Source organism: Mesorhizobium sp. WSM4845 (assembly GCF_055811455.1).
Genome location: NZ_JBVVQA010000010.1, coordinates 181,399 through 202,893 on the forward strand (window position 1 = coordinate 181,399; position 21,495 = coordinate 202,893).

Sequence of the window (21,495 nt, forward strand, 5' to 3'; positions counted from 1 at the left end):
TCTGGATTTGGTGTCAGACTGGAGATGGATCGGGCTACGCCGCCCCGCATACGTTTTGAGCCGGGGAGGACCCGCCGACATGCCGCGAAGATTGGCCGTAGTCATGGTCCGGCCCTCTCGATCGCGTCATCGACTGCCTTCACGGGGATGACCACACGATGCGCAGCGTCTGCGACTTCCCTGTGGTCGGCGACCTCGACAGCGTTGATGCGGGTGCTCATGTGTCCTTGCCCGCCTTTTTTGGCTTACGTGCACTGTTTTGGCTGTTATCGGCACTGTTTACTGACATCTGCACTAACTTGAATGAGCACAAGTCATTGTTTCGCTTGCTCTTTTTAACAAGAAAACCCAGATAGTGCCGGTAGTGCAAAAAAACACGCTACGCGCATATGAACGAGGGACGTGCCCTCTTAGTTTGCTGATCCCATACGCGCATGTGTAGGGCGAGAAATGCGGAACTATCGGCACTATCGGCACAAGTGATTGATCCGAATGCGCTTTTGAAAGTGCATGTGACACTGAATGCCTTCGCGCATCGGCACTATCGCGCCTGCTGAAAGAGCGGTTGCCCCCCAACAGGACGCACGCGCCCAAAAGGGGAGAAGGGTTTTGGCCATGTGCACATGCATTCGGCGGCGCAATATGGGGAGAAGGGCCAACGCTCATGGTGAGGCCCGCCATTTCACCCCTGTGTAGAAGGTTGCACCATTGCTCTTGCGGACACCCACAAGACCGCTGCGCAGAATGTATTTGCCAAACCCGATAGGGCTGACGATCGTCGTCGCACCTGATCGTTCCGCCCAAGCTATGTAATGTCCGTAGAGTTCGTTGAGGGGGATCTCAGAGAGCGGCGCGGCCTCGATCGCCGATAGAAGAAACGCCTGCACGGCATCGTGCTGCGGATGCTGAGGATCTGGCGGCGAAGGAAGGCCAAATTCGGCCCATAACCTTCGCGCGGCCCTTACTCCGAACAGTTTCCTTACTTCACTGATGATCGAAAGCTTGTCGTGGAGGCCAAGAGGCCCCTCTCCCCAGGATGAAGATGCCGGCGAAAGAGCAATCCTGTCGGTCGGAAATTCTCCGATAACCCTTTGATTTGACATGCTACCGTTTTCCCTAAGTCGGGAAAAATCGGCTTTAGTATCAATATTCCAGCGGGGACTCTGACTCCGTTAGTCCTGGTTCGAATCCAGGTTCCCCAGCCAACAGTTTCCGCAATTAAATCAGTCCCTTATGCAGAACAATCGCGACCGAAACGTGTTGCATGGGTTTTCCTGCCCTGTAGCGCGCAAACCCTTGCATTCCGGGCATGTCCCGCCCCGTCCCTTTCTGTCCAGGCAACACGATTGCAACACGGATCAGCCAATTTGTTCCCGCCATGTTCCTAGAGAGCGCGCCTTCGCCGGTGCCAATTGCGGTGCCAATTCTTTTCCTGCGACTGTCGGCAGGTCCGTGCGACAATCCCGCCGGGGAATCAACGCGGGATTTCATACATGACGAAACTGAGCACTCTAAAACGCCGATGATGGACAGCGATAGCGCGGCTGCATTAGTTTACCACGATCTCAAAACGTCTCAGCGCGCGACTTTCCAGGTTGCCGCCGAGTGAGGTCGTTGGTCGACCGCGTCGCTGGTGCTAGTCCATTCTGGTGCGCTGTTCGGCATGTTTTCGTTGCTGAACAATCCAGCCAGCCAACCTGCGACGCTGGAAGCACTCAAAGCCCCGGTCTGGTGCTTCGTGGCTGGCCTTCTGCTGGCGCTGGCATAGGGTTTCTTCGCTTGGATCAACTGGTCGATGCACTCGTTCAATTACGCGTCCTCGGCACGATACGATATGCTATGGACGCTGAGAAGTGGATCGATCCTTCACACTTCCAAAGGGCGTTGGACATCACGAACTGAGGCAGCATCGCTTGCGGTTTGCTTTCTGCCCTATCCATTGCGGCGGGCGCGGCTTTGATCCTGCATGGGGACTATCTATCTAGCTGCCATATTCGGAATTTGATCCCGCCCATAGACCGCCACCGTGAGGCGGCGGAGTCTCTGGGCTCATTTGGGCGTGTTAGAACCAGCGCTCCCGGCGCTGGTCGCCGGCCACAAGAACAAGGCCCAACAGCAAGCCTACAGCCGCGCCCAGCATGAAGGCGGACGATACCGTGCCAGGATTTTCTTGAGCGACACCGGAAGCAGTAGACGCCCTTTTACGAAGTGCTTGCGTTGTCCGAGACACGCTATCGGCCGCGCCCTCATACCAACCAGTAGCTTCCTCGACCACCTCTTCAGCGTGCTCCGCGAGCGTCCGATTGATCTTGTTGATCTCGCGTTTCAGTTGCGCAACTTGCTTCTCCAAGGCCTCCTGCGCTTCGCGCTGCGTCTCCGTCGGCTTTGCGTCTTCGTTTGGATCGTCGGCCATTGTGATCTCCCTTTTGGGTGGGGGCTCAACGGCCGCCGCCGCGTATGGTTCCTCAGCGACAAAAAGCCCGCCACCTTGAAGGCAGCGGGCTAGCAGCGGCAGAGTTTGCCGCCCGTCAGTGACGCTCTGCCGGTGCTTCGAGAAACTCCATGAAGTTCCCAACCACCTTGTCGATCGGCATTGACCGCGCATTGCATCCGCGAAGGATGGCGGGCGGCGATCTTGACAAATTTTGAAGCTGGGAAGCGGGCGCCGTATGACCGCACTCTGCTTGACCTTCAGGCAGCGCTCGAATTGGCTGGCGTCGAGTTCATCCCCGAGAACGGCGGCGGCGCCGGTGTGAGGTTGCGGAAATGAAGACGAGCGGATTTGACTCGCTAAATTCGTCCGGAAGCGTACAGAAGCATCGTCGCCATCCAACACGGGCGCTGGCGCTTGGAAGAGTCGATCACGCTTTCGCCCCACGCGAGGGATAAAGCGATGTCATTTGACAATCATCTCGACTCCGAGCAACTCGCCACGCTGGCAAAGGTTCTCAAGGACTTGCGCAGAGGCAGGAATTCCCGAAGGCCATCCGGCGTGGGAACACTTCGGCCGGCGGCTCATGAGCCTATTCCAGTCCGGGATACATCATCCCGATGAACTCACGTCCAAAATGAACACTGGCTACGAGGATTGGCTAGGCGAGATCGGCGCTACCGGTCCTTTCATACCGCCCAAACTATCGTCCGAGGACCGTCTAGTAGGTGACAATATCTTGCCAGGATCGGACCGCAGAGGCAGGCCAGCGGTCGGCATCACGGCTTAGCTGACTTCGCCATCCGACAGATGATCTGTTTTGCGTCTAGGAGGTGCGTCGGGTCCGCTGTCGACGGCTCCAAGTGGCGCCGGCCACTTTCAGCCCCCTCGTTCGAAAGTTGGCTTCCAGTCGCGATTGCGCGCCCGCTGCTCGCGTTCGTAGTGAAGAACACCTGCCGTCGATCACCACCGGCAGCCTTGCAGTTTGAGCAGATAAAGAGCCCGACCAGGTCGTCATGCATCGGGCCGTGGTCACGGCCGAGCCTGTCAATCAGCGCCTGGATGTCGAGCTTCGTCGATTTGCAACACATCGGGTGCGCACAATTGACATAGATGGTCTCGCGGGCGGCCAGGGTGTCGGCGAGGGTCTTTTTGGGCATGGCGATCTCCGTTGAGGGCTCGCCGCAACGGGGAGGAATATAATCCTGAAAACGAGGGCGTCGGCAATAGGGGACGCCCACTCTTTGACATTGGGTTGATATTAGCTCAGGGGCCTCATTTCTTTCGGCCGGACTCTTTGCAACCTTCTCGCTATCGTGTGCGGCAACGGCGCGGCGTCTTGAAGCATTCGCTTCATCGGCTCGTTGCGTTTTTCGTCAGTGTGAGCACGATAATGGAACGTCCAAAATCCGTATCGGAGATGATCGAGCGCTACGACAGCGATTTTTACGAGCCGATAGGGGCGCTTGATAATGCAGTTTGGATTTCTGGAATTCCATATCGATCATTGGCTGTCCGCGCTTGGCGCCGACCAACCGAAGCTGCGGAAAGCGAACAACTTGAATAACAAAATCACTCTGTATGGTCAGATCATCGACCAACACACCACCGAACCCGAATGACCTTGCCGAGCGCGATCGCCTCGTCCAGCAGATGCGCGAACTCAACACGTTTCGCAATCGTGTCGTTCACGGTCCGTGGAGCGTATACCTCGGAGAAAAGAAGGCTTGGCAGAAACTCTCAGTCAACCGGCAAAATGCAACACACCAATTCTTTGAGGTGACTGCCGATGTAATTCGGGCGGCTGCTAGCGACCTCGCGAAAATCCAGGTAGAGGCGTCTCACTTTGCCTTTGGCTTTCTAGTACCGAAAAAGGCATAGCAACGAGCGTGGCAGGCGACGAAAGACTAACGGCTGGGTAGCTCTAGCTACTTGCGCACGATCCATTCCAGCAAGTCAGGATCGACGTCATCGCTCCCGGTAAAGTCGCTGATCAAAAGCGCGGCAACCGACCGCCATTTGTCTTCGGGGATATTCTCTTCGATCACGGTTTTTATGAAGGCGCTGCGCAGGATATCGCAGTCAAAAACCGATACCTGGGCGCCTGCCTGGGCTTTCGCCATCTCAGCCCTCCTGCCTCTAGGGCGGAAGCACTGCCATCTCCCAAGCGTCCGCGGTGCCTCTATTCGGTACGGACGACGTTGGGATTGTACGCTTTATTGCGAATTTCGCGAGTCCGGCCTCGCTCAATCTGGCGCGGCCTTCAATCCTCTTCCCGGAAATCCTGCAGCGATGCGTGCCGAAGATCTTCCTCACCTCTCAGATGCTTCACGCGGGCTTTTATCCCCGGCTTGACCCACTGCGTTGCCGGCCGCTTTGGCATGTCCTTAGGCGATGGCCCGGCATGCTCCTGGACGCGCTTCCAAAGTCGCTCCCGCATCTCGCGGTTGACGCTCACGAACGCACTGCCGACATATTTCCGGGTGCCTGGGTCAGCCATCAGAGCAAACGCCGGCTTGCCCCTCTCGCGTTCAACGCCGAGAAGCTCGAACTCGCTTTCGGTGAAGGATTTTGTCTTCAGCCAATTGGTGGTCGGGCCGCTGCGATATTTGCTGTCCCGACGCTTCGATACCATCCCTTCCAGGCCGCCGCATCGATCAGATGATAGATCGCGTTAGCTTCGCCCGGCATTGTCTCACTGAACTGGATGCGGCTGTCAAACCCTATAAGGCCGGCCAGGATTTCCCGCCTGTCCTCCAGCACCATGTCGCGCAAGTCGTGGCCGTTGAGATGCAGCAGATCGAACGCCACGAAGTAGAGGTCCTGCTGGCGCCTGGTGATTGCCTTGCGCAGCGCGGCAAAATCCGAAAGGCCAGCGTCATTTAAGACGACGACTTCGCCGTCAATGATGGCGTTCTGTACGTTGAGACCTTTGGCTGCCTCGACTAGATCACGGTACTTCGATGTCCAGTCTAGCCCGCGGCGGGTGAAAATCCGCACACCGCCGGCGTCGATGATGATCTGGGAGCGGTAGCCGTCGAATTTGGCTTCATGCATCCAGTCATAGCCTTGGGGCGGCTTGGCCACCAAGGTAGGCATCATCGGAGGAATAAATTCTAGCCGGCCGCCGGCACTCACTGGTTTACGCACGAATTCGAGTTTAGGTCCGTCCGATCTGGCGGTTAGGGGAACGGAACGTGACCATTTTACTAAATTAGTAATGATGCATGAAACGGCATATTATTCGTCCCAGCCGGCGGACACGACCCATACCCCCGCCGGTTAGGCCCGACGGTCGGTTGCCTACCCCGCAGCGGCTGTCGGGCCGTCCCTATCACAGTTCGGGACAATCAACGTGGGCCGAGATAGAACCAACAACCCCGCGACCGGATCAAGGGCAAGCGCCACGGGCCGCCTGCGAAGGACGAAGCAGGGCATTTCGAGTTCTGCCCCGTGTGTGGCCAAACGTTCGACAAGCGAAACCTTGGCGAGGTGCTGCATCATTATCTCCCCGACCATGAGCCGTTGAAGCTCGATGGATAGGTGAGTTGGCTTTCGCATACGGCTGGGTCATCCAGAATTGTTGGCGGTCCCGACCAGGCGGTACCGGAATCGATTGCGGATGCGCTCGTTGAAGAAGCGGCCCTTGGCGAATGCGGCTCGGAACTCGGCGAAGGTCTCCGGCGGCACATCCTCAAACTGGTAGCATTTGCCGCTGGCCACGAACCACACCGAGAGGGTCCTACGATCCGGATCGTATTCCGTTTTGCTTATCGAGGTGGACGGCATGACGTTCACGCCTTGGTTCGGCGCGGAATTGTGGCCCCGTTGGTTCCCAGCACGGCAATTTAAAGGTCGGCCGGATGACCCATGCAGCTAGGGGGTTTCGTCCCGACCAGCCTTACCAATCGCCTCAAGCAATGAAGCTAGAGTTGGCGGCAGTTCTGGTTCGACCTCCAGCCCAAGCAGCTTATGTACGTTACGACGATTGTCTTCGGTGCCGATCAATTCGCGAACGGCATCGGCAAGGGTCTTATGGCCCGCTGCGTCACGCTTTGCCATGTCTGCATGTCCCAACCCCGCCCGAGCCGCAACTCGCAGGTCACGGAATGGTTCCGTTAGGGGGAATGTTTGGGACCTAGTGGTCAAAATCCAACGCTTGGTACCCATACCGGCGATTGCCAGAGTGTCCCTGTGTCGGGGTGGAGAGCGGACGTTTCTAGCGGTATTGTTTCCGCATGCTGATGCTCGCTGCTGTGCTCGATCTTGCCTTCGCCGCCTTCCATCTAGGATTTTGGCGGCTTTTCGGATGGCCGGCCCGGCTGAAGGGTTCGGGCACCCTAAACGCAGCAATCACTCAAACTCTGAATGTCATGCTGACGTTCACCTGTGTGTCTTACGGCGCAACATTGCTTTGGCTTTGGTACCGGGGGCTAATTTGGCCGCCACTTCTGTTTTTCGGAGCCGCTTTCTGGGCCATTCGCTTGGCTGCACAGTTCGCGCTGTTCGATATGCGGCATTGGCAATCCAAGCTGATCTCGACAGTCTTCGCCGTCTCGGCTTCTGCCCATGCCCTCGCAGGGTTATAGGAGGCAGAACAGTAAATGTCGGCTTCTGGTCGCTTTCGGACGAAAGCACTCCGGGTACCAAGCGTTAAATTTTGACCAACAGGGCCACGCATGTCGACCATCAATCTTAATCAGATTGTTGTGTCCGCTCTGCCAACGCAAAAGCCTGCAAGTTCCTCGATTTGCCAATGGCTTGGTCAGCGTTCGCAATGATCGAGAAGAACGCAGCGCGAGCGATGTCCTTTTTTGACGCGTCCGGATGCTCCTTTTTTGCAGCCTTTAGGAGCTGTTTTGGTGTCATCTCTGGCGTCACTACCCGCATCAGCGTATCGCTAATCGCCTGCAATTCGGTCGGGTTCATAAGAGCATCCTCAATAATGGCCTGCTGGCTTAGTCTTATCTAAAGGTGTCTTCTCTGTATCGTAGCGCTGGGGCAATCGGACCAACAACGAAGGCACGGGCTTGTCCTCATCCGGCGATACGGCGCCTTGTTGGCAACCCGAACCATTGTCCCCAGATCGCGTTCCTCCAGAAAAGAGAAAAGCCCGCCGCACCCTTTCGGCACGGCGGGCGGTCTTCCCAGTCGCTTACGTCATTCGATGATCTTGATGATCTTGCGTGTGCCTGGGTCAACGACAACGGTCCGGTTGTCGACGACAACGGTGCGGTATTTGGTGTTGGGGACTTCATGAAGTTCGACAGTCTCGGGCAGGGTTGAGCCGATATTGAGCTCCACTCCAGGGATTTTCACCGATGCGAGCGGCTGCTTTTTCACGTATTCCCTAATGACCGTCTCCTGTTCAGGCTCGATGACTACGTCCTGAGCGGCAGCGGCACCGAGGCCCGCCAGCAGCAGAAATCCCGCGGCTGCAGTGGAAAGATGCATTCTCATAGGTGCCTCCTTTGTGTAGCTCTGTTCCGCTGAACGCGTCTTCGCGCCAGACTTAACAAACCCCAGCCAGCTGCATTTGTTCCCCAAAAGTCCCTCAGGCTGATGCACGACAGGACCTAGGTCTCGCCTGTTTTGGCATAATAGGCCGGACATAGCGCCACCCGGAACCGCCGCTGCGCATAGTCGTTGATCCCTGCAAGTTCGCGGGAAGGAGCCCATGGAAAATAGTGTCCACCAAGCTCGCTGGTTACTCGCTCCGGTCTTCACAGTTTCGATCACATTCCTTGCGATTGGAATAATCGTTAGTTAGGGATCGTTCTAGGAACGACCGGACTTGACGATTGGACGGAGCGACGAACTGAGATCTGCGCAGCTAAGTCCCTTCCTGCGCTGATAAAGGACCACCCGCCATTCCTCGATTTGGCGGGTGGTCCGTGCGGCTGACCAAGTCCGCTCAGGAGGCCTGTCAGCGGTTTAAGGTCGCGAGGCAGCATCACCTCACAGCAGGTCTTCGGCAACCCCGTCGAATTTCCTGAGGCCTATGCTTGGAGGCTTTCGCTTAAGAAGCCCCTGTTCACTTGCGGCCGCCTTGAAGGCATCGAACGCGGCTTGTTGGGTGCAGTGTCCAGCCAGGCATTCCTCGATCATTCGAATTGCTTCAAGTCGGGATGGCTTGTCCATGAATGGCCATGGTTGCTGAAGCGCTTTCGCAGCTTCGGGTATCGACGCGACCACTATCGGCTTGTGATTCAGGTAAATTGTAATCGGAATGAACGCCGGCATCTTTGTCGCTCGCCAGGATTGAAGGCGGCTAAACGCGAAGACAAGGCAGTGGTTGCATCGTTGTGAATTCCGAGCGCCGCTGTCCGATACGGAGGGACGATGGCGGACGAAGACGATGACTATGAACCGGTCCAAGCGAGAATTATCGGCATCGACCACCCTCTGAACGCGAGGATGATCCTGCGGCGTGTGTTTCCAGCCCTTCGTGATGGATTCCGCCCTCACCGCGCCCTTGGCGATCGCCTGCTGAAATGCGATGTCTTTCGAAGCTCCAAGCGCGGCAAACGTCTCGTGCAGTCCAATCGTGTCGGCGCGGAGCTTCAAAAGGCTGTCGGAATATCGGCCAATGATCCGCGCCACCAGGTTGGTAGGGATTGGTTTACCATCTCGGATCGCAGTTGTGATCGTGCGGTCGAAACGTTTGTCGCGTCGCTTCCGATTCAGATAGGCCCGCAACTGGTCGGGCTCGCCGGAAAGCAGTTCATCGCGGGCTCGGGCAACATAGCCGCTCTGAAGTGTGGTGAGCCCGATCACCCCACCTTCTCCGCGGCCAGTTACCCTGTTGACGCGGCCTACTACCTCCAATGCGGTCCTCGTTGGATTGGACCCACGGGCAAGGCGTTCAGAAAAAGCGGCACAGATCGCAACTTGTTGATCGGCAACAATGTTGGTGACCAGTTGCGCCGAGTGCTCGCGCAACCAGGTCTCAGCCGTAAGATTGCGCGCATCCCAACGAAGAACGACCTGAAGGCCGCTCGGATCGCGCAGCGCCGGCATCTGTTCGACCGTGGCGACACCGCCGCCGTTGTAGGCCTGCCGGATGGCTTCTTCCAGCGGCCGAAACGCGGCCTCGTCGAGATTCATGGCTGCAATGGCGCCGTTGACGTCGCCGCGCTCCAAGCGCTCCACCACACGGCGCAGAACGATGTTGGAGCGGATGTCGTCGATCGCCTCGATAAACGCGGTCCGCAGCATCGGCTCATAGGTCGAGACAAGCTGTTCGAAACGATCACGGGGGATAGGCGTTTGAGCATTCGTTCCGGACCTTAAAAGGAGACTGGTATGGATGTCTTGGCCCATCATTCGACGGAGCTTGTGGTGCTTCGCATCGCACTCATGGCAATTGCATCAATGGTTGCTGAGCAATCGGATGACCCAGATCGGGCATTGGCTGACATGGAAGAGCAGGCACTGTCCACGTTCGATCATATGGAGATCGATTTTTCCGGTTTCGAAGGGGACATCGCTGTTGCCAAGTCTCACATGCGGTCGTCGCTGGCGTCGCTCTTTTCTGGGATATCGCTCGGCGGCTAACCCGCCACGAAAGCGATATACGCGACCGACGGTCCCGGCCGGCGGGACCGGCCGTAGGTCCTTCATGACCAACTCGACGCCGTCGATGACGAGTGTGTCGGTCATGGCGGGGACGATCGAGGGTACTGCGAAAGTGATCTGTTGTCGGTCGCCACAGTGAGGGTGCCGTCGACGTATTTCTGAGACACGCGGCGCATCACCGCATCGAGTGGATAGACCGTCGTCACTGGCTCGCCCGGTATCCATGGCGTCGACGGATCTGGCGGCGCTGTGACCGTGCGGGTTAGCATGACAACCCCCTGCTTGAACTCGCCGAGCATCTCGCTCGCGAACTCCTGATGCATCTCGTCATAAAAACCGGGCCATCAGACGACCAGAATATCGGGCAGGCCATACATCGCGCCGATCAGCGGCGCCAACAGCCCGTCTATGATGGTCGAGACGCATCCGGGGCAAAAATGTTGCCGCTGTCGCCGGGGTCAAAGAACTCCCGCTCGATGCCCTCAATACCTTCAGAGCCGAAGCGGTGTGCTTGCGGACTCTGACGCGCTAAGGCTTTCGTACTCAAGCAGCCATTCTACTTCAGCTTTGATCTCAGCTCGGGTCATGCGGCCTTCCGCTTCTGCGCTTCCCGCGGCCAGTGCTTGGCAGCCGCTGGCGTAATTAGGCGCCACGGACTCCCTCGTGCTTAGCTTCTTGATCAGCCGCCGCTGCTTCCAATTCAAGCCGCGCCAAATGGGCTTTGATCTCCTCAGGCTCGGCGTGCTCCAGCCCGACGACATTGTTCCTCGTTTCCTTCAATGCAACGATGATCTCGTCGAGCTTCGCATGGATGGCAGCGGTGTCGCGGTAACCCTGGATCAGTACGACCCCGGTAATCACTATCGCAGCTACAGAAAGCGCATAGGTGATTACGTTTGTTAGCCCAAACGGAACCATCGCAGTGCAGGCTATCATCGCGGCGAGCAGCACATAGAAGCCGGGCGGACGGGACAGAAAGTCGGCGATCACAAAGAGAAATCGGTTCATGCGAATCCCCAATAAGCCACGTAATCCCGATTGGGGCGGCATTTCGGGTGCTCGTCAATGGCGCAAATCACACAGCTTGATTGCGCCGCCTCGCCTCTTTGCTGGCATCGGCGCTCATTGCGCTTGGCAGCCCAAGAGAAGTCGTCATGTTCCGATGAAAGGATCTTGGCGAACGCGCCGTCGGCGATCCACGAATTCCGGCGGTCCCGTTCCCCCGCATCTTCCGTGATCGTAGCCGAAACACCCCTGATTTCATGATGCAACAGCCTGATTTCGGCGCTTTCGCTATTCTGCGAGGCCCTGCGGGCGAGAATGATCGCGATTTGCTGCAAAGCCCGGTTTTTTCTATCCCGTCCGGTGTTCGGGTGGATGCCCTCCACCTTGAATCACCGGCTGCGGAATGACTTGTCGCCGACCTTGGATCTGGCCCGGGCGAGGACGCTCGGCGTTCCTTCTCGTTGCCAACGCAGCCATTCGTTGCAGCGCCTCGAGCTCGCTGATCTCTTGTCCCGACGGCAGGGTGCCGATCCGGTTCCAGAACGCCCTTCGCTCCTACGCTAGCGGGTCTGCCTTGGGGTCGAGCTTGTCGCCCACCTCTTTGCACCACCCGAGCTTATCGGTGTATGTGTGAACATAGGGCAGCTGCTGGGCCGGCCGGCCCGACATGTTCATGGCTGGCGCGCTCGATCTCGGCCGCGCGGATGAAGCGCTCCGCGATTTCACCGATGTTCATGGCGCGCCTCTTTTTCTTGGCTGTTCTGCTCCTCGCCGCCGTCCGTCCGGTTGATTGTCACCGTGCACGTAATCAGGGTGTTCCAGTCCGGGCCGTGTTCAATGACGTTATGGAGCTCGGAAATTTCTTCCAAAAAGTGCTCGATCGTGATGGGGCCGTTCTGGTGGTCGTAGACGAGAACAGCTTTCCAGCGCTTGTCGCCATGAAGCGATACGACGTTACTCATGCCGAATTTCTCCTGCGGTCATCGAACAAATCCGGCTGGATGCTCGCGGGCCAAATGCCTTGACCACCCGCTCGTATAGCATACGGACAAATGCAAATATTAGTGGCACGATGCCGCGCAGATCCTGGGCAATGAACTGCAGCTCGCCGAGCGGGCGAACATCCCACATCGTCAGCCAGTCGCCGGCGCGGCGCTCGAGTATCTCAGGGGCACGCCCGCACCATGTCGGATGTGGCCCAAAATAGAACCTCGTCTAGTTGGCCCTCGTTGTTGTCGGTCTCGGCCAAGGTCGAAAGCACCAGGCGCAAGTGCCCTTCCCCGTGCCGGCGTATGATGCGAGCCAGCGTCTCGACCGCGCGCGCCTCTCCCGGCTCCGGATAGCGATGCCGGTCGACAATCTTGATGCCGAGCTCATCACATAGGGCTTGGACGCGCGGGTCGGTCAAAGCATCCCCGCTTCCTGAGCGCATGTTGCACCGTCGACGGATCACGATTGAACAGCACCCTATCTGCCCCCTAGGCAAGCTCGCCTTCAGCACCATCACGGCGCACATGGCCGCGTCTCGCGTTGCCACGATACTATACTGACGCGACGGTCCTCTCATCTCGGCATACGTGCAGCCGTGTATGGCATACGTGCAGCCATGCATGCGGGCCACGAGGTCGATGACATGCCGAGTCGTCACCAGCTTGACCACCGTTGCAAATGTCAGGCGTGGCCCCTGGAGCGGGTTCTGGCTTCGGCGGCTTGGGAAACGGCGCAGACCTTCATGCCCGCACCTTCCTGCGCTCGACGGCCACCTGCTTACCTTTGACAATGTCGGAGAACGCTTAAAAAGGACGCTCACAACGGAACACGAAATCCGCCGCATCCCGGGTGACTACTAGTTGTTGCCTTGTCGGTTTTTCTTCGGTTTCGCTACCAATGCAGCAGGAGGAGCGGTTTCAGCCTTAAGTCGTTGCTCTCGCAGCCGAGCAGTCTTTGCATCTCGTGCTGCGCGCTCAATGTCTGTTAATGCCCTTGCAGCATCCGACGTGCGCTCCTGCCTATTGTATTTTTCTTGATGGGTTAAGCCCTTGTCTTTCCCGCATTCCTGTCCTCGATCTGACGGTATGCGCTCTGTTGGCGACCCGAACGATCGTCGCGAGATCGTGTTCCCCCAGACAACGAAGCCCGCGCCTCTGGCGGAGCGCGGGCCCGATGTTCCGGCAGCCGAGTGCTATTCTTCGAAATGCGGGCCACGTGACACCCACCAGGAACTTAAGTGGGTGTCCCAGCATTGAGGGAGACCTGAAGCCGCCCCTCCTTTCAAGGAATTCAAGCATGGCCAAGACAACCAGACAGTCGTCGGGCAAGCCCGCGACGATCCATGATCAAAAGCTCGTGCGGGGGAACGGAGGCGAGCTTCACCAGATCGCCGAAGGCGACAGCGAGATCCTGACGACCGCCCAAGGCGGCCCAGTGGCCGATGACCAGAATACTTTAAGGATTGGCCAGCGCGGACCGTCACTAATCGAAGACTTCCACTTCCGTGAGAAGATTTTTCATTTCGATCACGAGCGCATTCCCGAGCGCGTCGTGCATGCACGCGGCTATGGCGCGCACGGCTTCTTCGAGACCTATGAATCGCTAGCGGCTTACACCCGCGCGGATATCTTCCAGCGTGCCGGCGAGAAGACGCCGGCCTTCGTGCGGTTCTCCACGGTGGCCGGTTCGAAAGGCTCGTTCGACCTGGCGCGGGACGTGCGTGGGTTCGCCGTCAAATTCTACACCAACGAAGGCAATTGGGATCTCGTCGGCAACAACATCCCAGTTTTCTTTATTCAGGACGCAATCAAGTTTCCCGACGTCATTCATTCAGTGAAGCCGGAGCCTGATCGTGCCTTCCCGCAGGCGCAATCGGCACACGACAATTTCTGGGACTTCATCAGCCTGACGCCCGAATCGATGCATATGGTGATGTGGGTCATGTCGGATCGGGCGATACCTCGGTCCTTCCGGTTCATGCAGGGATTCGGCGTTCACACGTTCCGGCTGGTCAATGCGAAGGACGAATCCACCTTCGTCAAATTCATCTGGAAGCCGAAGCTCGGCATGCAGTCGGTCGTTTGGAACGAAGCGGTCAAGATCAACGGCGCTGACCCCGATTTCCATCGACGCGACCTCTGGAATGCCATCCAGTCTGGTGATTTCCCGGAATGGGAGCTCAACCTCCAGCTCTTCGATCAGGACTTCGCGGACAGTTTTGACTTCGACGTTCTGGATCCGACCAAGATCATTCCGGAAGAAATCCTCGCGCCGGTCCCGGTCGGCCGCTTGGTGCTCGATCGTATGCCCGACAATTTCTTCGCCGAAACCGAGCAGGTCGCGTTCATGACGCAGAACGTACCGCCGGGCGTCGACTTTTCCAACGATCCCCTGCTGCAGGGTCGAAACTTCTCCTACCTGGACACGCAACTGAAGCGTCTCGGCAGCCCCAATTTCACCCATATCCCGATCAACGCACCCAAATGCCCGTTCCACCACTTCCAGCAGGATGGCCTCATGGCGATGCGCAATCCGGTCGGCCGCGTGAACTACCAGCCGAATTCATTCGGCGAAGGCCCGCGGGAATCGCCGCAGCACGGTTTCCGGTCGTTCGCCGAGGCCGAGGAAGGCCAGAAAGTCCGTCTGCGCGCAGAGAGCTTCGCCGACCACTACAGCCAGGCGCGACAGTTCTTCAACAGTCAGACCGCGCCTGAGCAGAAGCATATCGCCATGGCGCTGTCCTTCGAGCTCTCCAAGGTCGAGACAACGGTTATCCGCGAGCGCATGGTGTCGCATCTCCTCAACATTGATGAAGGCTTGGCCGAAACTGTCGCTGACAAGCTTGGCATGAAGCAATTGCCCAAGCCCGCGGATGCGGCGGTCGCGCCGAGGGACGATCTCGAACCATCGCCGGCGCTCAGCATCATCCGGAACGGGCCTGACAGTTTTGCTGGCCGCAAGGTCGGTGTACTTGTCAGTCCCGGCGCCGATGCAGCGCTGCTGAAGAACCTCCAGGCAGCGATCGAGAAGGAAGGCGCAGTGATGGAGGTCATAGCGCCCAAGGTGGGCGGCGTCGAGGCGGCGGATGGAAGTCTCATCGCTGCAAAGCACATGATCGACGGCGGGCCATCGGTCCTGTTCGACGCAGTAGCGCTGATCCTCTCCGAGGAAGGAGCGGAGCGCCTGACGGGCGAGGCCGCCGCGCGCGATTTCGTTGCCGACGCTTTTGCTCATTGCAAATTCATCGGCTTCACGTCGGGCGCCGTCCCGCTGCTGCAGAAGGCCGGAGTCGATCCGGAAGCCGATGAAGGCATGATTGGTCTCGATGATCCCAAGGCGATTACCGGTTTTATCGAGGGCTGCCGCAAGCTGCGTCTCTGGAGCCGGGAAATGGCCGTCAAACTCTAGCGATGGTGACGGAGTTTCTCATGCAGATCATTCGAACCGAAGTTACCCAGGCAACCGCCCCGACCGGACAGCCCATCCTGCGCGTGATCTTCTGCGGCGAAAGCGGCGACTGCGTTGCCGTCGACCTGGCACGCGTTGACGGCGGAAACAACGAGGCCGCTATCAATCGAGCGAAGGCGGTCCTGGTCCAGATCGCGACCTTCGATTGGCTGTGAACGACTATGATGCCCGAAGCAATGGCAATTTTGACGAAGTCGCCGTCACAGCGGCGAATGACGAAAACGGCGGGCTCTATATCTTCGAGTATCGGCGGACGCGGCCGTCAGGTTCTTCCCTCCAGGATGCCAAGTTTAGAGGCTGCGCGGGAGGAAGCGGTTCGATGCGCTATCGATCTTCTGGTCGACCTTCAGGCGGGCACGGACGATCTTTCAGGTTGGCTCGTGCGCCTGCGCGACGAGAACGGCGAACTGCTGTACGCCATCGACGTGCAGGAGGCGCAAGCGGCCCGCCTGACAAGACCATGAACCGGCAACGGCTAAAGGCGGATTGGCAGAGATGCGAGGCTACGGCGGGACCTCCCGGGCTACGCCCGCGCTCAGATAGAGACTATGCATCACCCCACCGCGGCCGCGGCTGATCATGGCCGCCCTAGGCCTGGTACACGGTCCGCTTGGTGAGAATTCCCTACATCTTTGCGTTGACATGCAGCGCCTGTTCGCGCCGGGCGGGCCTTGGGCCGTGCCGTGGGCGCAAAACGTGCTGCCGGTCATCGAGGAATTGACCACAAGACATCCGCAGCAAACGCTGTTCACACGTTTTGTTCCGGCCGCTCGGCCTGGCGAAGGACCGGGCATGTGGGCGCGGTATTATCAGCGTTGGGCCGAGGTCACCCTTGCCAACATCGATGCCGGCCTCGTCGATCTGATGCCTTCTCTGGCGCGGTTCGTGCCGCCGGCAAGAACGCTCGACAAGCATGTCTATTCGCCGTGGACTGAAGGCCGGCTCGACGCGATGCTCAATGGGTCAGGGATCGACACGCTGGTCATCACCGGCGGCGAAACCGACGTCTGCGTGCTTGCCACGGTCCTCGGCGCCATCGACCGTGGTTTTCGTGTCGTCCTTGCGACCGATGCCATCTGCAGTTCGGTTGACCAGACGCATGAGGCACTGTTGGAGCTCTACCGCTCTCGCTTCAGCGAGCAAGTCGAGGCGGTGCTGATCGAAGAGGTTCTGGAGAACTGGCGTTAGCCGGAGCTGCCGAGGGAGACGACCATGAAAAGCTTTTTCCGGGACAATGGACTGACGATCGCCCTGGTGGCGATGTTCTTGTTCAGTGTAATTGGCATGATCTGGTCGGGTCATACGGCCTACAATGAAGAGCTTCAGAACCACGGTTCGGCATCGATTGGGCTGCTCTCCTATCTTGCGAGCGGCGACTTCCTCTCGGCGCTGTTCGAGAACTGGGAAAGCGAATTCCTGCAGATGTCGGCCTATGTCATGCTGACTGCAATGCTGTTCCAGCGCGGTTCCGCCGAGTCTCGTGATCCCGATGATCCCAACCGGCCCGAGGACGAACTTCCGACCGCCACCCGCAGGCGCAACCCGATCCTGTCGTGGCTCTATTCATACTCGCTGGGCTTGGCGCTGGCCCTGCTGTTCATCATCTCATTTGCCTTGCATTGGTGGGCGAGCCTGGCGGCCGCGAACGAGGAGGCGCTTCGGCACGGCGGCGAGGTTCAATCCCTGGGAGACTATCTTCTCGACGCCCAGCTATGGTTCGAGTCCTTTCAGAACTGGCAGTCGGAATTCATGTCGACGGCCGTCCTGGTCCTGCTGTCGATTTTCCTACGCCACAAGGGCTCCCCGGAATCAAAGCCAGCCGGCGCGTCAAACTCCGAAACCGGCGCATGAGTCTCCGCGTGCAGGCAACGCTCGCTTTGCTTCGGCAATGGGGCGGTGTCGGCAACGGTCGCGAAATTGGTCGTTGAAGAACCGGCCCTTTACGAAGGCGTTTCGGAACGCCGCATAGGTCTCCGGCGGCACAGCCTCGTAGTCATAACGCGTGCCGCTCGCGACGAACCACACCGAGAGAACCCTTGTCTCCGGATCGTACTCGGTCTTGCGGATTGACGTTGATGGCATGATATCGGCGCTCTAACGAGCGCCATTGTGATGTAGCGGGCGATCACCGTGTCCTACCGGAACCGCCGTTCTAGCTCGGCGCGCCGTTGCGCCAGTCCGGCAGATCGACATCATCCACCATCACTTCGAAGATGACGATTTCATCTGTGCTGGACTGCTCGCCATCCTGCCACTGACCTTCTGCGGGCGCCTGCAGGTAGGCTGTGACGCCGTCGAAACGGCTGGCCAGGTCTTCCTTCACACGGTCGAAATCTTCCCGGCCAAATGGGCGACCGGTGTTGTCCGCGCGGGGAAGCAGGATCTGGACGATGTGCATGGCGACCGCTCAATGAAAAGCGGTCACCGATTCCAAAGAACGACGCGTTCCCTTGCCTGGTCGGAGCCGCTTGACCTTCGCGGGCTGGCGCGCGCGCCGTCCGCCTAGCGCATCAGGCCCGCCGCCCGCAGGGCATCTTCAATGATCTTCTTCACGCCGGGCTGGCGCGATTGATGGATGGCAGTCGGCTGCGGAGGCTTCGTCTTCGCATTTTGTATACTTGGCGCCGGTGACTGGGGTAGTTGCCGTTGGCTGGCGGGCAATTGCGGCCTCCATTTCCGGGAGGCGCTATCCTCGGTTGCCGCGATCCCCCAAAACTGCGCGATCTCGCGTGTGGAGGCGATGCCGACATCAAGCATATAAGGTCCCGGAGCGCCGAGGCCGTTGCCGAGCGGCGTGCCGTGGCCCATCCCGGCGATCATGTTGATTTCGATCAAGGCATCTCCCGCCCCGTTACGCCAGACCTGCTTTGCGTGCGGTCCGGCAGCTTCCCGACGCGTCGGCGCTTTCTCAAGCCGGTGGACTCCCCGCCACTGGCCTGCGATCGCTTCCGCGTTGGAAGGCGAAACCGTGTGGTCAGCGGCACCGTGCCAAATCGAAATCCTCGGCCACGGTCCCCGATGATCCGATGCGCCGCGGAGGGCCCGTTGCAGATCCTGTTCCGAAGGACCGCCGTGGCCGCGCATGCGATCGAAGGCCTCCGGGATTGTCGTTGCGCTGCCGTAGGGCAGGCCGGCAATTAACGCACCGCCGGCAAACACTTCCGGATAGGTCGCCAGCATGGCCGCTGCCATTGCGCCTCCGGCCGAGAGGCCGGTGATGAAGATTCGCCTTCGGTCGAGACCGTGGGTGACGACCATCGTCTCGATCATCTGGCGAATCGAAAGCGCCTCGCCCGAACCACGCTTGGTGTCGCCAGGCTGGAACCAGTTGAAACAGAGGTTCGGATTGTTGCCGCGTTGCTGTTCGGGAAAGAGCAGCGCGAAGCCAGCCTCGTCGGCGAGTTGGGACCAGCCGGAATGATGGTCATAGCCGGCCGCGTTCTGGGTGCAGCCATGCAGCACGACGACGAGCGGGGTGCCCTTGGATAGTTCATTGGGAATGTAGAACTTCGCTTCCAACCCGCCAGGATTGGTACCGAAGTCGGCCAGCGTCCGGAGGTGGTCTGACGCACCGAGGTCGGCGGGATGTGCGGCATGTCGCGCCTGCAGCGCGGCAAGGCGGGCGATGGTATCAGAGATTTTTCGCAATGGAGCCGTCCCTGTTGTGACGCCCGGAATGGACGGCCATCTGTTCAACGCACGTGCAGCAATATCGTTGCTGCGTTGCACAAAAACAAGTGAGCGCGGCGGGAGATGGAGTCCGGCCAATCCTCTCGGTCGGACGGGAGTAGTGAGATGGAGCGCGTCTTCTCCGTCGTCGCGCTGCTTGCCGCCTAACGCTGCCGCTGCGCTGGCGATGAACGCACCGATCATGAGAGAAAGCGCGCCGACCAGCGCGAAGCTGGCGCCGGCCTTTCTAGCTGTGTCGGCTGCTTCCTGTGCTTGGACTTTGGCCGCCTCGACATGAGCAAGCACCGCATCAACCCGGGCAGTAGCATCCGCTTGCGACAAGCCAGTGCGAGCGGCCACGAGTTGGCCCAGATAAGTCTTGTCGTCGGCCGAGACTTCGCCGGCCGCCGCACTCGTAATGAGGATGCGGGAGGCTTGTGCGGCTGCTGTCGCATCGCCCTCCGCGCCCGGCGCCGCCAGCCCTGGAAGGATCGTTCGGGCGGAACAGCGCATCGACGAAATACAACGCCGCGCCGCTGCCTCCGTCGTTCCCGGCGTTTGCGGTCGCCCCTGCCGAGGCACCCATTGCTGCTCCCGAGGCCACTGTCGAGGCCGCCTTGACGGCGGTGCCGATTGCCGCGGACAGCGCCGAACCGAGCACGAACACGACCAGAAGCGTCGCCAGCGCCCAGGCCATGAATCCGTGCGCGGTATCCCGGAAGAACGTCTCGTCCGTATGAATGCCGACCCATTTGGTGCGAAGGCGCCCGGTCAGGTAACCCCCGAGCCCGGATGACAACCATTGCACGATGACCAGCCAGATCGCAGTGGACACAGCGAAGGTGGTGACGCTGGCGCTTTCGTTGGACCATGGAGACACCATCGTGAGCCCGAGGCCGGACCCGAGAAGCATCAGGATGAACGTCAGGGTCGAGGCAGCGAAGGCGCCGGTCCCCAGTTGACTGCGGATGACGAGGACTCGACCGGCGCGGCGCCGTCGGTCGCCAGGATGGTTGATGCCATGGATTCCTCCTACCGCATGAACAGCGCGAGAAGGATGATGATCGGAATAGGAACTCCGAGCAGCCAGAGTAGAATGCCACGACCCATGATTGCCTCCTATCGAAAGACGGATGTTGGAAGTAAAACAGCCACCCCAAAACAGTTGGGGTGGCTGGTGTGTGATCAGGCGGCCTTGGCCATTTCGTTGGCCGAGGCGTCCGCCAATCCGGTGAGCGCCTCGTCTGTCATAGACTCTTCGCCGAGCGTCTGTTCGATCAGCTTGGCGGCGTCGCTCATGCCCAAAACCTCGGCCCAGCGCTTCAGCGTGCCATAGCGGGTGATCTCGTAGTGCTCGACAGCCTGGGCAGCAGAGATCAGACCGGCGTCCAGTGCGGGAGTTCCCTTGAACTCTTCCATAATCTCCTCGCCCTCCTCGATGATGCCGTCGATCGCGGGACACGTCTTGCCCTGTGCTCGCTTGCCAAGGAGCTCGAAAACCTGCTGCAGGCGCTCGACATGACCGTCGGTTTCGTCCTTGTGCTTCTCGAAGGCTGCCTTCAGATCGGCCGATGAGGCGGCGCGCGCCATCTTGGGAAGCGCCTTCAGGATCTTCTTTTCCGCGTAATAGATATCTTTGAGCGTATCGAGGAAGAGATCATCCAATGTCTTTTCTTTCGCCATGGCGGATTTCCTTTTGGTTCCCAGCGTTTTTTGTTGTCGCTCACGGGGTTGTGAAACGCATGCTCAACAAGCGCACAACGCCGGAAAGGTTCCCTTGAGACGTCTCGCTGCACGTCACTCTGACTTCGTGGGGTCGACCCCTGGTTCAATTCACTTCCCGCTCCGCCAGGCATTTCGCTATCGAGGGATCGCATCATGCTCTGATACTTGGCGTCTCTATCTGTCGAGCTTCTTGAGAATATTTTTGTCGGCGCAGCCATGAACGAGCGCGCCTGACGTTGGGGATGCTGCTCGCCAAAGTCGCCGGCGGCGAGACCAACCCTTCCACCTAAAAGAATTCTCTGCGAGAACGATGCCTCCCGGCAATCGTGACACCGCCTGGCCTCCGATCCGGTTGCTCCTGGCGGCCAACAATGCCCACGGCGAAATAGACGTCCGGTCGTTTTTCGAATTGGCGCGCTGGGGAAGACCAAGGAACAACGTCCAGCGGTGATGTCTGCGGGTCAACCGCGCGGTGGGCGCTCGCCGTCGCTTTCGCACAGGTAGTTGTGAATGTCGGTTGCAGCAACCGCTGCGTGCCCGAATGCGACCGCGAGAGGCACCAGCTCCCGACCGCCCACGCCCAGAATCCCCGCCGGCCGGCCGCGCCAAAGTTAAAACGCAATCAGCCG

At 59.1% G+C, this 21,495-nt stretch carries 28 protein-coding genes and 2 pseudogenes; 9 read left to right on the top strand and 21 right to left on the bottom strand.

Features of this window, described 5'->3' with window-relative positions; genetic code table 11:
- Positions 1–662: 662 nt before the first annotated feature.
- Positions 663–1,103, bottom strand: coding sequence for a hypothetical protein (locus AC0L2C_RS14545; RefSeq protein ID WP_473523643.1), 441 nt, complete (start codon positions 1,101–1,103; stop codon positions 663–665).
- Positions 1,104–2,062: 959 nt separating this feature from the next.
- Positions 2,063–2,413 (bottom strand): hypothetical protein, encoded by a 351-nt coding sequence (locus AC0L2C_RS14550; RefSeq protein WP_236389606.1) that lies wholly within the window; start codon positions 2,411–2,413, stop codon positions 2,063–2,065.
- A gap of 216 nt (positions 2,414–2,629) precedes the next feature.
- Here AC0L2C_RS14550 and AC0L2C_RS14555 point away from each other — a divergent pair.
- A pseudogene (locus AC0L2C_RS14555) lies at positions 2,630–2,770 on the top strand (XRE family transcriptional regulator); the annotation flags it as partial.
- Positions 2,771–3,210: 440 nt separating this feature from the next.
- Here AC0L2C_RS14555 and AC0L2C_RS14560 read toward each other — a convergent pair.
- Positions 3,211–3,591, bottom strand: a complete 381-nt coding sequence (locus AC0L2C_RS14560) for a hypothetical protein (RefSeq protein ID WP_473523644.1) — start codon at positions 3,589–3,591, stop codon at positions 3,211–3,213.
- Between the two features lie 233 nt (positions 3,592–3,824).
- Here AC0L2C_RS14560 and AC0L2C_RS14565 point away from each other — a divergent pair, with 233 nt between their 5' ends.
- Positions 3,825–3,998, top strand: a complete 174-nt coding sequence (locus AC0L2C_RS14565) for a hypothetical protein (RefSeq protein ID WP_473523645.1) — start codon at positions 3,825–3,827, stop codon at positions 3,996–3,998.
- 361 nt (positions 3,999–4,359) lie between these two features.
- Here AC0L2C_RS14565 and AC0L2C_RS14570 read toward each other — a convergent pair whose 3' ends face one another.
- The 5 genes from AC0L2C_RS14570 to AC0L2C_RS14590 form a co-directional block, all read right to left on the bottom strand.
- Positions 4,360–4,554, bottom strand: a complete 195-nt coding sequence (locus tag AC0L2C_RS14570) for a hypothetical protein (protein ID WP_023803155.1) — start codon at positions 4,552–4,554, stop codon at positions 4,360–4,362.
- A 140-nt stretch (positions 4,555–4,694) separates the two neighbouring features.
- Positions 4,695–5,066 carry a hypothetical protein gene (locus AC0L2C_RS14575; protein ID WP_473523661.1) on the bottom strand — a complete coding sequence of 124 codons (372 nt, stop codon included), beginning with the start codon at positions 5,064–5,066 and terminating at the stop codon, positions 4,695–4,697.
- Entirely contained in the window at positions 5,009–5,569 is a 561-nt protein-coding gene (locus AC0L2C_RS14580) for an ATP-dependent DNA ligase (RefSeq protein WP_473523646.1), read from the bottom strand. Before AC0L2C_RS14580 ends, AC0L2C_RS14575 begins: the two co-directional genes overlap by 58 nt.
- A 432-nt stretch (positions 5,570–6,001) precedes the next feature.
- Entirely contained in the window at positions 6,002–6,220 is a 219-nt protein-coding gene (locus AC0L2C_RS14585; RefSeq protein WP_023803157.1) for a KTSC domain-containing protein, read from the bottom strand.
- An 87-nt stretch (positions 6,221–6,307) separates the two neighbouring features.
- On the bottom strand, positions 6,308–6,493 hold the full coding sequence (locus AC0L2C_RS14590; protein ID WP_128170739.1) for a hypothetical protein: 186 nt from the start codon (positions 6,491–6,493) through the stop codon (positions 6,308–6,310).
- Positions 6,494–6,669: 176 nt separating this feature from the next.
- Between AC0L2C_RS14590 and AC0L2C_RS14595 the strand changes: the two genes are divergently transcribed.
- Positions 6,670–7,020: a hypothetical protein gene (locus AC0L2C_RS14595; RefSeq protein WP_473523647.1), complete on the top strand. Its 351-nt coding sequence runs from the start codon at positions 6,670–6,672 to the stop codon at positions 7,018–7,020.
- Between the two features lie 106 nt (positions 7,021–7,126).
- Here the strand turns inward: AC0L2C_RS14595 and AC0L2C_RS14600 are convergent, their stop codons facing one another.
- The 3 genes from AC0L2C_RS14600 to AC0L2C_RS14610 form a co-directional block, all read right to left on the bottom strand.
- Positions 7,127–7,360, bottom strand: a complete 234-nt coding sequence (locus AC0L2C_RS14600) for a hypothetical protein (protein WP_023803160.1) — start codon at positions 7,358–7,360, stop codon at positions 7,127–7,129.
- Positions 7,361–7,591: 231 nt separating this feature from the next.
- The gene (locus tag AC0L2C_RS14605; protein WP_023803161.1) at positions 7,592–7,891 is read right to left on the bottom strand and encodes a DUF1236 domain-containing protein; all 300 of its coding nucleotides are present in this window, start codon (positions 7,889–7,891) and stop codon (positions 7,592–7,594) included.
- Positions 7,892–8,389: 498 nt separating this feature from the next.
- Positions 8,390–9,649 (bottom strand): DUF982 domain-containing protein, encoded by a 1,260-nt coding sequence (locus tag AC0L2C_RS14610; protein ID WP_473523648.1) that lies wholly within the window; start codon positions 9,647–9,649, stop codon positions 8,390–8,392.
- Between the two features lie 87 nt (positions 9,650–9,736).
- On the opposite strand from AC0L2C_RS14610, the gene AC0L2C_RS14615 reads away from it, so the two are divergent.
- Complete coding sequence (locus AC0L2C_RS14615; protein WP_091591642.1) at positions 9,737–9,988, top strand: hypothetical protein; 252 nt, start codon at positions 9,737–9,739, stop codon at positions 9,986–9,988.
- 101 nt (positions 9,989–10,089) lie between these two features.
- On the opposite strand, the gene AC0L2C_RS14620 is transcribed toward AC0L2C_RS14615, so the two are convergent.
- The 5 genes from AC0L2C_RS14620 to AC0L2C_RS14640 form a co-directional block, all read right to left on the bottom strand.
- The gene (locus AC0L2C_RS14620) at positions 10,090–10,278 is read right to left on the bottom strand and encodes a hypothetical protein (RefSeq protein ID WP_473523649.1); all 189 of its coding nucleotides are present in this window, start codon (positions 10,276–10,278) and stop codon (positions 10,090–10,092) included.
- Positions 10,279–10,651: 373 nt separating this feature from the next.
- Positions 10,652–11,017: a low affinity iron permease family protein gene (locus tag AC0L2C_RS14625; RefSeq protein ID WP_287066071.1), complete on the bottom strand. Its 366-nt coding sequence runs from the start codon at positions 11,015–11,017 to the stop codon at positions 10,652–10,654.
- Entirely contained in the window at positions 11,014–11,397 is a 384-nt protein-coding gene (locus AC0L2C_RS14630) for a hypothetical protein (protein ID WP_287066073.1), read from the bottom strand. The genes AC0L2C_RS14625 and AC0L2C_RS14630 overlap by 4 nt, the downstream gene beginning before the upstream one ends.
- Positions 11,398–11,736: 339 nt before the next feature.
- The gene (locus AC0L2C_RS14635) at positions 11,737–11,976 is read right to left on the bottom strand and encodes a hypothetical protein (protein ID WP_023803165.1); all 240 of its coding nucleotides are present in this window, start codon (positions 11,974–11,976) and stop codon (positions 11,737–11,739) included.
- Positions 11,977–12,179: 203 nt separating this feature from the next.
- Positions 12,180–12,422, bottom strand: coding sequence for a hypothetical protein (locus tag AC0L2C_RS14640; RefSeq protein ID WP_287066074.1), 243 nt, complete (start codon positions 12,420–12,422; stop codon positions 12,180–12,182).
- Between the two features lie 878 nt (positions 12,423–13,300).
- Here AC0L2C_RS14640 and katE point away from each other — a divergent pair.
- From katE to AC0L2C_RS14665, 5 genes are all read left to right on the top strand, one after another.
- Positions 13,301–15,412, top strand: coding sequence for a catalase (katE, locus tag AC0L2C_RS14645; RefSeq protein ID WP_287229628.1), 2,112 nt, complete (start codon positions 13,301–13,303; stop codon positions 15,410–15,412).
- Between the two features lie 20 nt (positions 15,413–15,432).
- Positions 15,433–15,627, top strand: a complete 195-nt coding sequence (locus AC0L2C_RS14650) for a hypothetical protein (protein ID WP_128170745.1) — start codon at positions 15,433–15,435, stop codon at positions 15,625–15,627.
- Between the two features lie 21 nt (positions 15,628–15,648).
- Positions 15,649–15,936: a DUF6894 family protein gene (locus AC0L2C_RS14655; RefSeq protein WP_473523650.1), complete on the top strand. Its 288-nt coding sequence runs from the start codon at positions 15,649–15,651 to the stop codon at positions 15,934–15,936.
- Positions 15,937–16,051: 115 nt separating this feature from the next.
- The gene (locus AC0L2C_RS14660; RefSeq protein ID WP_128170747.1) at positions 16,052–16,660 is read left to right on the top strand and encodes a cysteine hydrolase family protein; all 609 of its coding nucleotides are present in this window, start codon (positions 16,052–16,054) and stop codon (positions 16,658–16,660) included.
- Between the two features lie 24 nt (positions 16,661–16,684).
- Positions 16,685–17,323 carry a DUF6766 family protein gene (locus tag AC0L2C_RS14665; RefSeq protein WP_128170748.1) on the top strand — a complete coding sequence of 213 codons (639 nt, stop codon included), beginning with the start codon at positions 16,685–16,687 and terminating at the stop codon, positions 17,321–17,323.
- Here AC0L2C_RS14665 and AC0L2C_RS14670 read toward each other — a convergent pair.
- The 5 genes and pseudogenes from AC0L2C_RS14670 to AC0L2C_RS14690 form a co-directional block, all read right to left on the bottom strand.
- Positions 17,300–17,554 carry a KTSC domain-containing protein gene (locus tag AC0L2C_RS14670; protein WP_473523651.1) on the bottom strand — a complete coding sequence of 85 codons (255 nt, stop codon included), beginning with the start codon at positions 17,552–17,554 and terminating at the stop codon, positions 17,300–17,302. The two genes, AC0L2C_RS14665 and AC0L2C_RS14670, sit on opposite strands and share 24 nt — an antisense overlap.
- A gap of 70 nt (positions 17,555–17,624) precedes the next feature.
- Positions 17,625–17,870, bottom strand: coding sequence for a hypothetical protein (locus tag AC0L2C_RS14675; protein WP_473523652.1), 246 nt, complete (start codon positions 17,868–17,870; stop codon positions 17,625–17,627).
- A 104-nt stretch (positions 17,871–17,974) separates the two neighbouring features.
- The gene (locus AC0L2C_RS14680; RefSeq protein WP_473523660.1) at positions 17,975–19,120 is read right to left on the bottom strand and encodes an extracellular catalytic domain type 1 short-chain-length polyhydroxyalkanoate depolymerase; all 1,146 of its coding nucleotides are present in this window, start codon (positions 19,118–19,120) and stop codon (positions 17,975–17,977) included.
- A 138-nt stretch (positions 19,121–19,258) separates the two neighbouring features.
- A pseudogene (locus tag AC0L2C_RS14685) lies at positions 19,259–20,164 on the bottom strand (hypothetical protein); the annotation flags it as partial.
- A gap of 162 nt (positions 20,165–20,326) precedes the next feature.
- Positions 20,327–20,824: a YciE/YciF ferroxidase family protein gene (locus tag AC0L2C_RS14690; protein ID WP_027153941.1), complete on the bottom strand. Its 498-nt coding sequence runs from the start codon at positions 20,822–20,824 to the stop codon at positions 20,327–20,329.
- Positions 20,825–21,495: the final 671 nt, after the last annotated feature.

Coding starts and splice junctions, on each gene's coding strand:
- AC0L2C_RS14550 (WP_236389606.1), bottom strand. CDS start 2,413: ATGGCCGACGATCCAAACGAAGACGCAAAGCCGACGGAGACGCAGCGC.
- AC0L2C_RS14605 (WP_023803161.1), bottom strand. CDS start 7,891: ATGAGAATGCATCTTTCCACTGCAGCCGCGGGATTTCTGCTGCTGGCG.
- AC0L2C_RS14560 (WP_473523644.1), bottom strand. CDS start 3,591: ATGCCCAAAAAGACCCTCGCCGACACCCTGGCCGCCCGCGAGACCATC.
- AC0L2C_RS14690 (WP_027153941.1), bottom strand. CDS start 20,824: ATGGCGAAAGAAAAGACATTGGATGATCTCTTCCTCGATACGCTCAAA.
- katE (WP_287229628.1), top strand. CDS start 13,301: ATGGCCAAGACAACCAGACAGTCGTCGGGCAAGCCCGCGACGATCCAT.
- AC0L2C_RS14545 (WP_473523643.1), bottom strand. CDS start 1,103: ATGTCAAATCAAAGGGTTATCGGAGAATTTCCGACCGACAGGATTGCT.
- AC0L2C_RS14650 (WP_128170745.1), top strand. CDS start 15,433: ATGCAGATCATTCGAACCGAAGTTACCCAGGCAACCGCCCCGACCGGA.
- AC0L2C_RS14675 (WP_473523652.1), bottom strand. CDS start 17,870: ATGCACATCGTCCAGATCCTGCTTCCCCGCGCGGACAACACCGGTCGC.
- AC0L2C_RS14655 (WP_473523650.1), top strand. CDS start 15,649: ATGGCAATTTTGACGAAGTCGCCGTCACAGCGGCGAATGACGAAAACG.
- AC0L2C_RS14620 (WP_473523649.1), bottom strand. CDS start 10,278: ATGCTAACCCGCACGGTCACAGCGCCGCCAGATCCGTCGACGCCATGG.
- AC0L2C_RS14600 (WP_023803160.1), bottom strand. CDS start 7,360: ATGAACCCGACCGAATTGCAGGCGATTAGCGATACGCTGATGCGGGTA.
- AC0L2C_RS14570 (WP_023803155.1), bottom strand. CDS start 4,554: ATGGCGAAAGCCCAGGCAGGCGCCCAGGTATCGGTTTTTGACTGCGAT.
- AC0L2C_RS14660 (WP_128170747.1), top strand. CDS start 16,052: ATGGCCGCCCTAGGCCTGGTACACGGTCCGCTTGGTGAGAATTCCCTA.
- AC0L2C_RS14670 (WP_473523651.1), bottom strand. CDS start 17,554: ATGCCATCAACGTCAATCCGCAAGACCGAGTACGATCCGGAGACAAGG.
- AC0L2C_RS14565 (WP_473523645.1), top strand. CDS start 3,825: ATGGAACGTCCAAAATCCGTATCGGAGATGATCGAGCGCTACGACAGC.
- AC0L2C_RS14575 (WP_473523661.1), bottom strand. CDS start 5,066: ATGGTATCGAAGCGTCGGGACAGCAAATATCGCAGCGGCCCGACCACC.
- AC0L2C_RS14615 (WP_091591642.1), top strand. CDS start 9,737: ATGGATGTCTTGGCCCATCATTCGACGGAGCTTGTGGTGCTTCGCATC.
- AC0L2C_RS14610 (WP_473523648.1), bottom strand. CDS start 9,649: ATGCTGCGGACCGCGTTTATCGAGGCGATCGACGACATCCGCTCCAAC.
- AC0L2C_RS14635 (WP_023803165.1), bottom strand. CDS start 11,976: ATGAGTAACGTCGTATCGCTTCATGGCGACAAGCGCTGGAAAGCTGTT.
- AC0L2C_RS14625 (WP_287066071.1), bottom strand. CDS start 11,017: ATGAACCGATTTCTCTTTGTGATCGCCGACTTTCTGTCCCGTCCGCCC.
- AC0L2C_RS14585 (WP_023803157.1), bottom strand. CDS start 6,220: ATGCCGTCCACCTCGATAAGCAAAACGGAATACGATCCGGATCGTAGG.
- AC0L2C_RS14665 (WP_128170748.1), top strand. CDS start 16,685: ATGAAAAGCTTTTTCCGGGACAATGGACTGACGATCGCCCTGGTGGCG.
- AC0L2C_RS14590 (WP_128170739.1), bottom strand. CDS start 6,493: ATGGCAAAGCGTGACGCAGCGGGCCATAAGACCCTTGCCGATGCCGTT.
- AC0L2C_RS14595 (WP_473523647.1), top strand. CDS start 6,670: ATGCTGATGCTCGCTGCTGTGCTCGATCTTGCCTTCGCCGCCTTCCAT.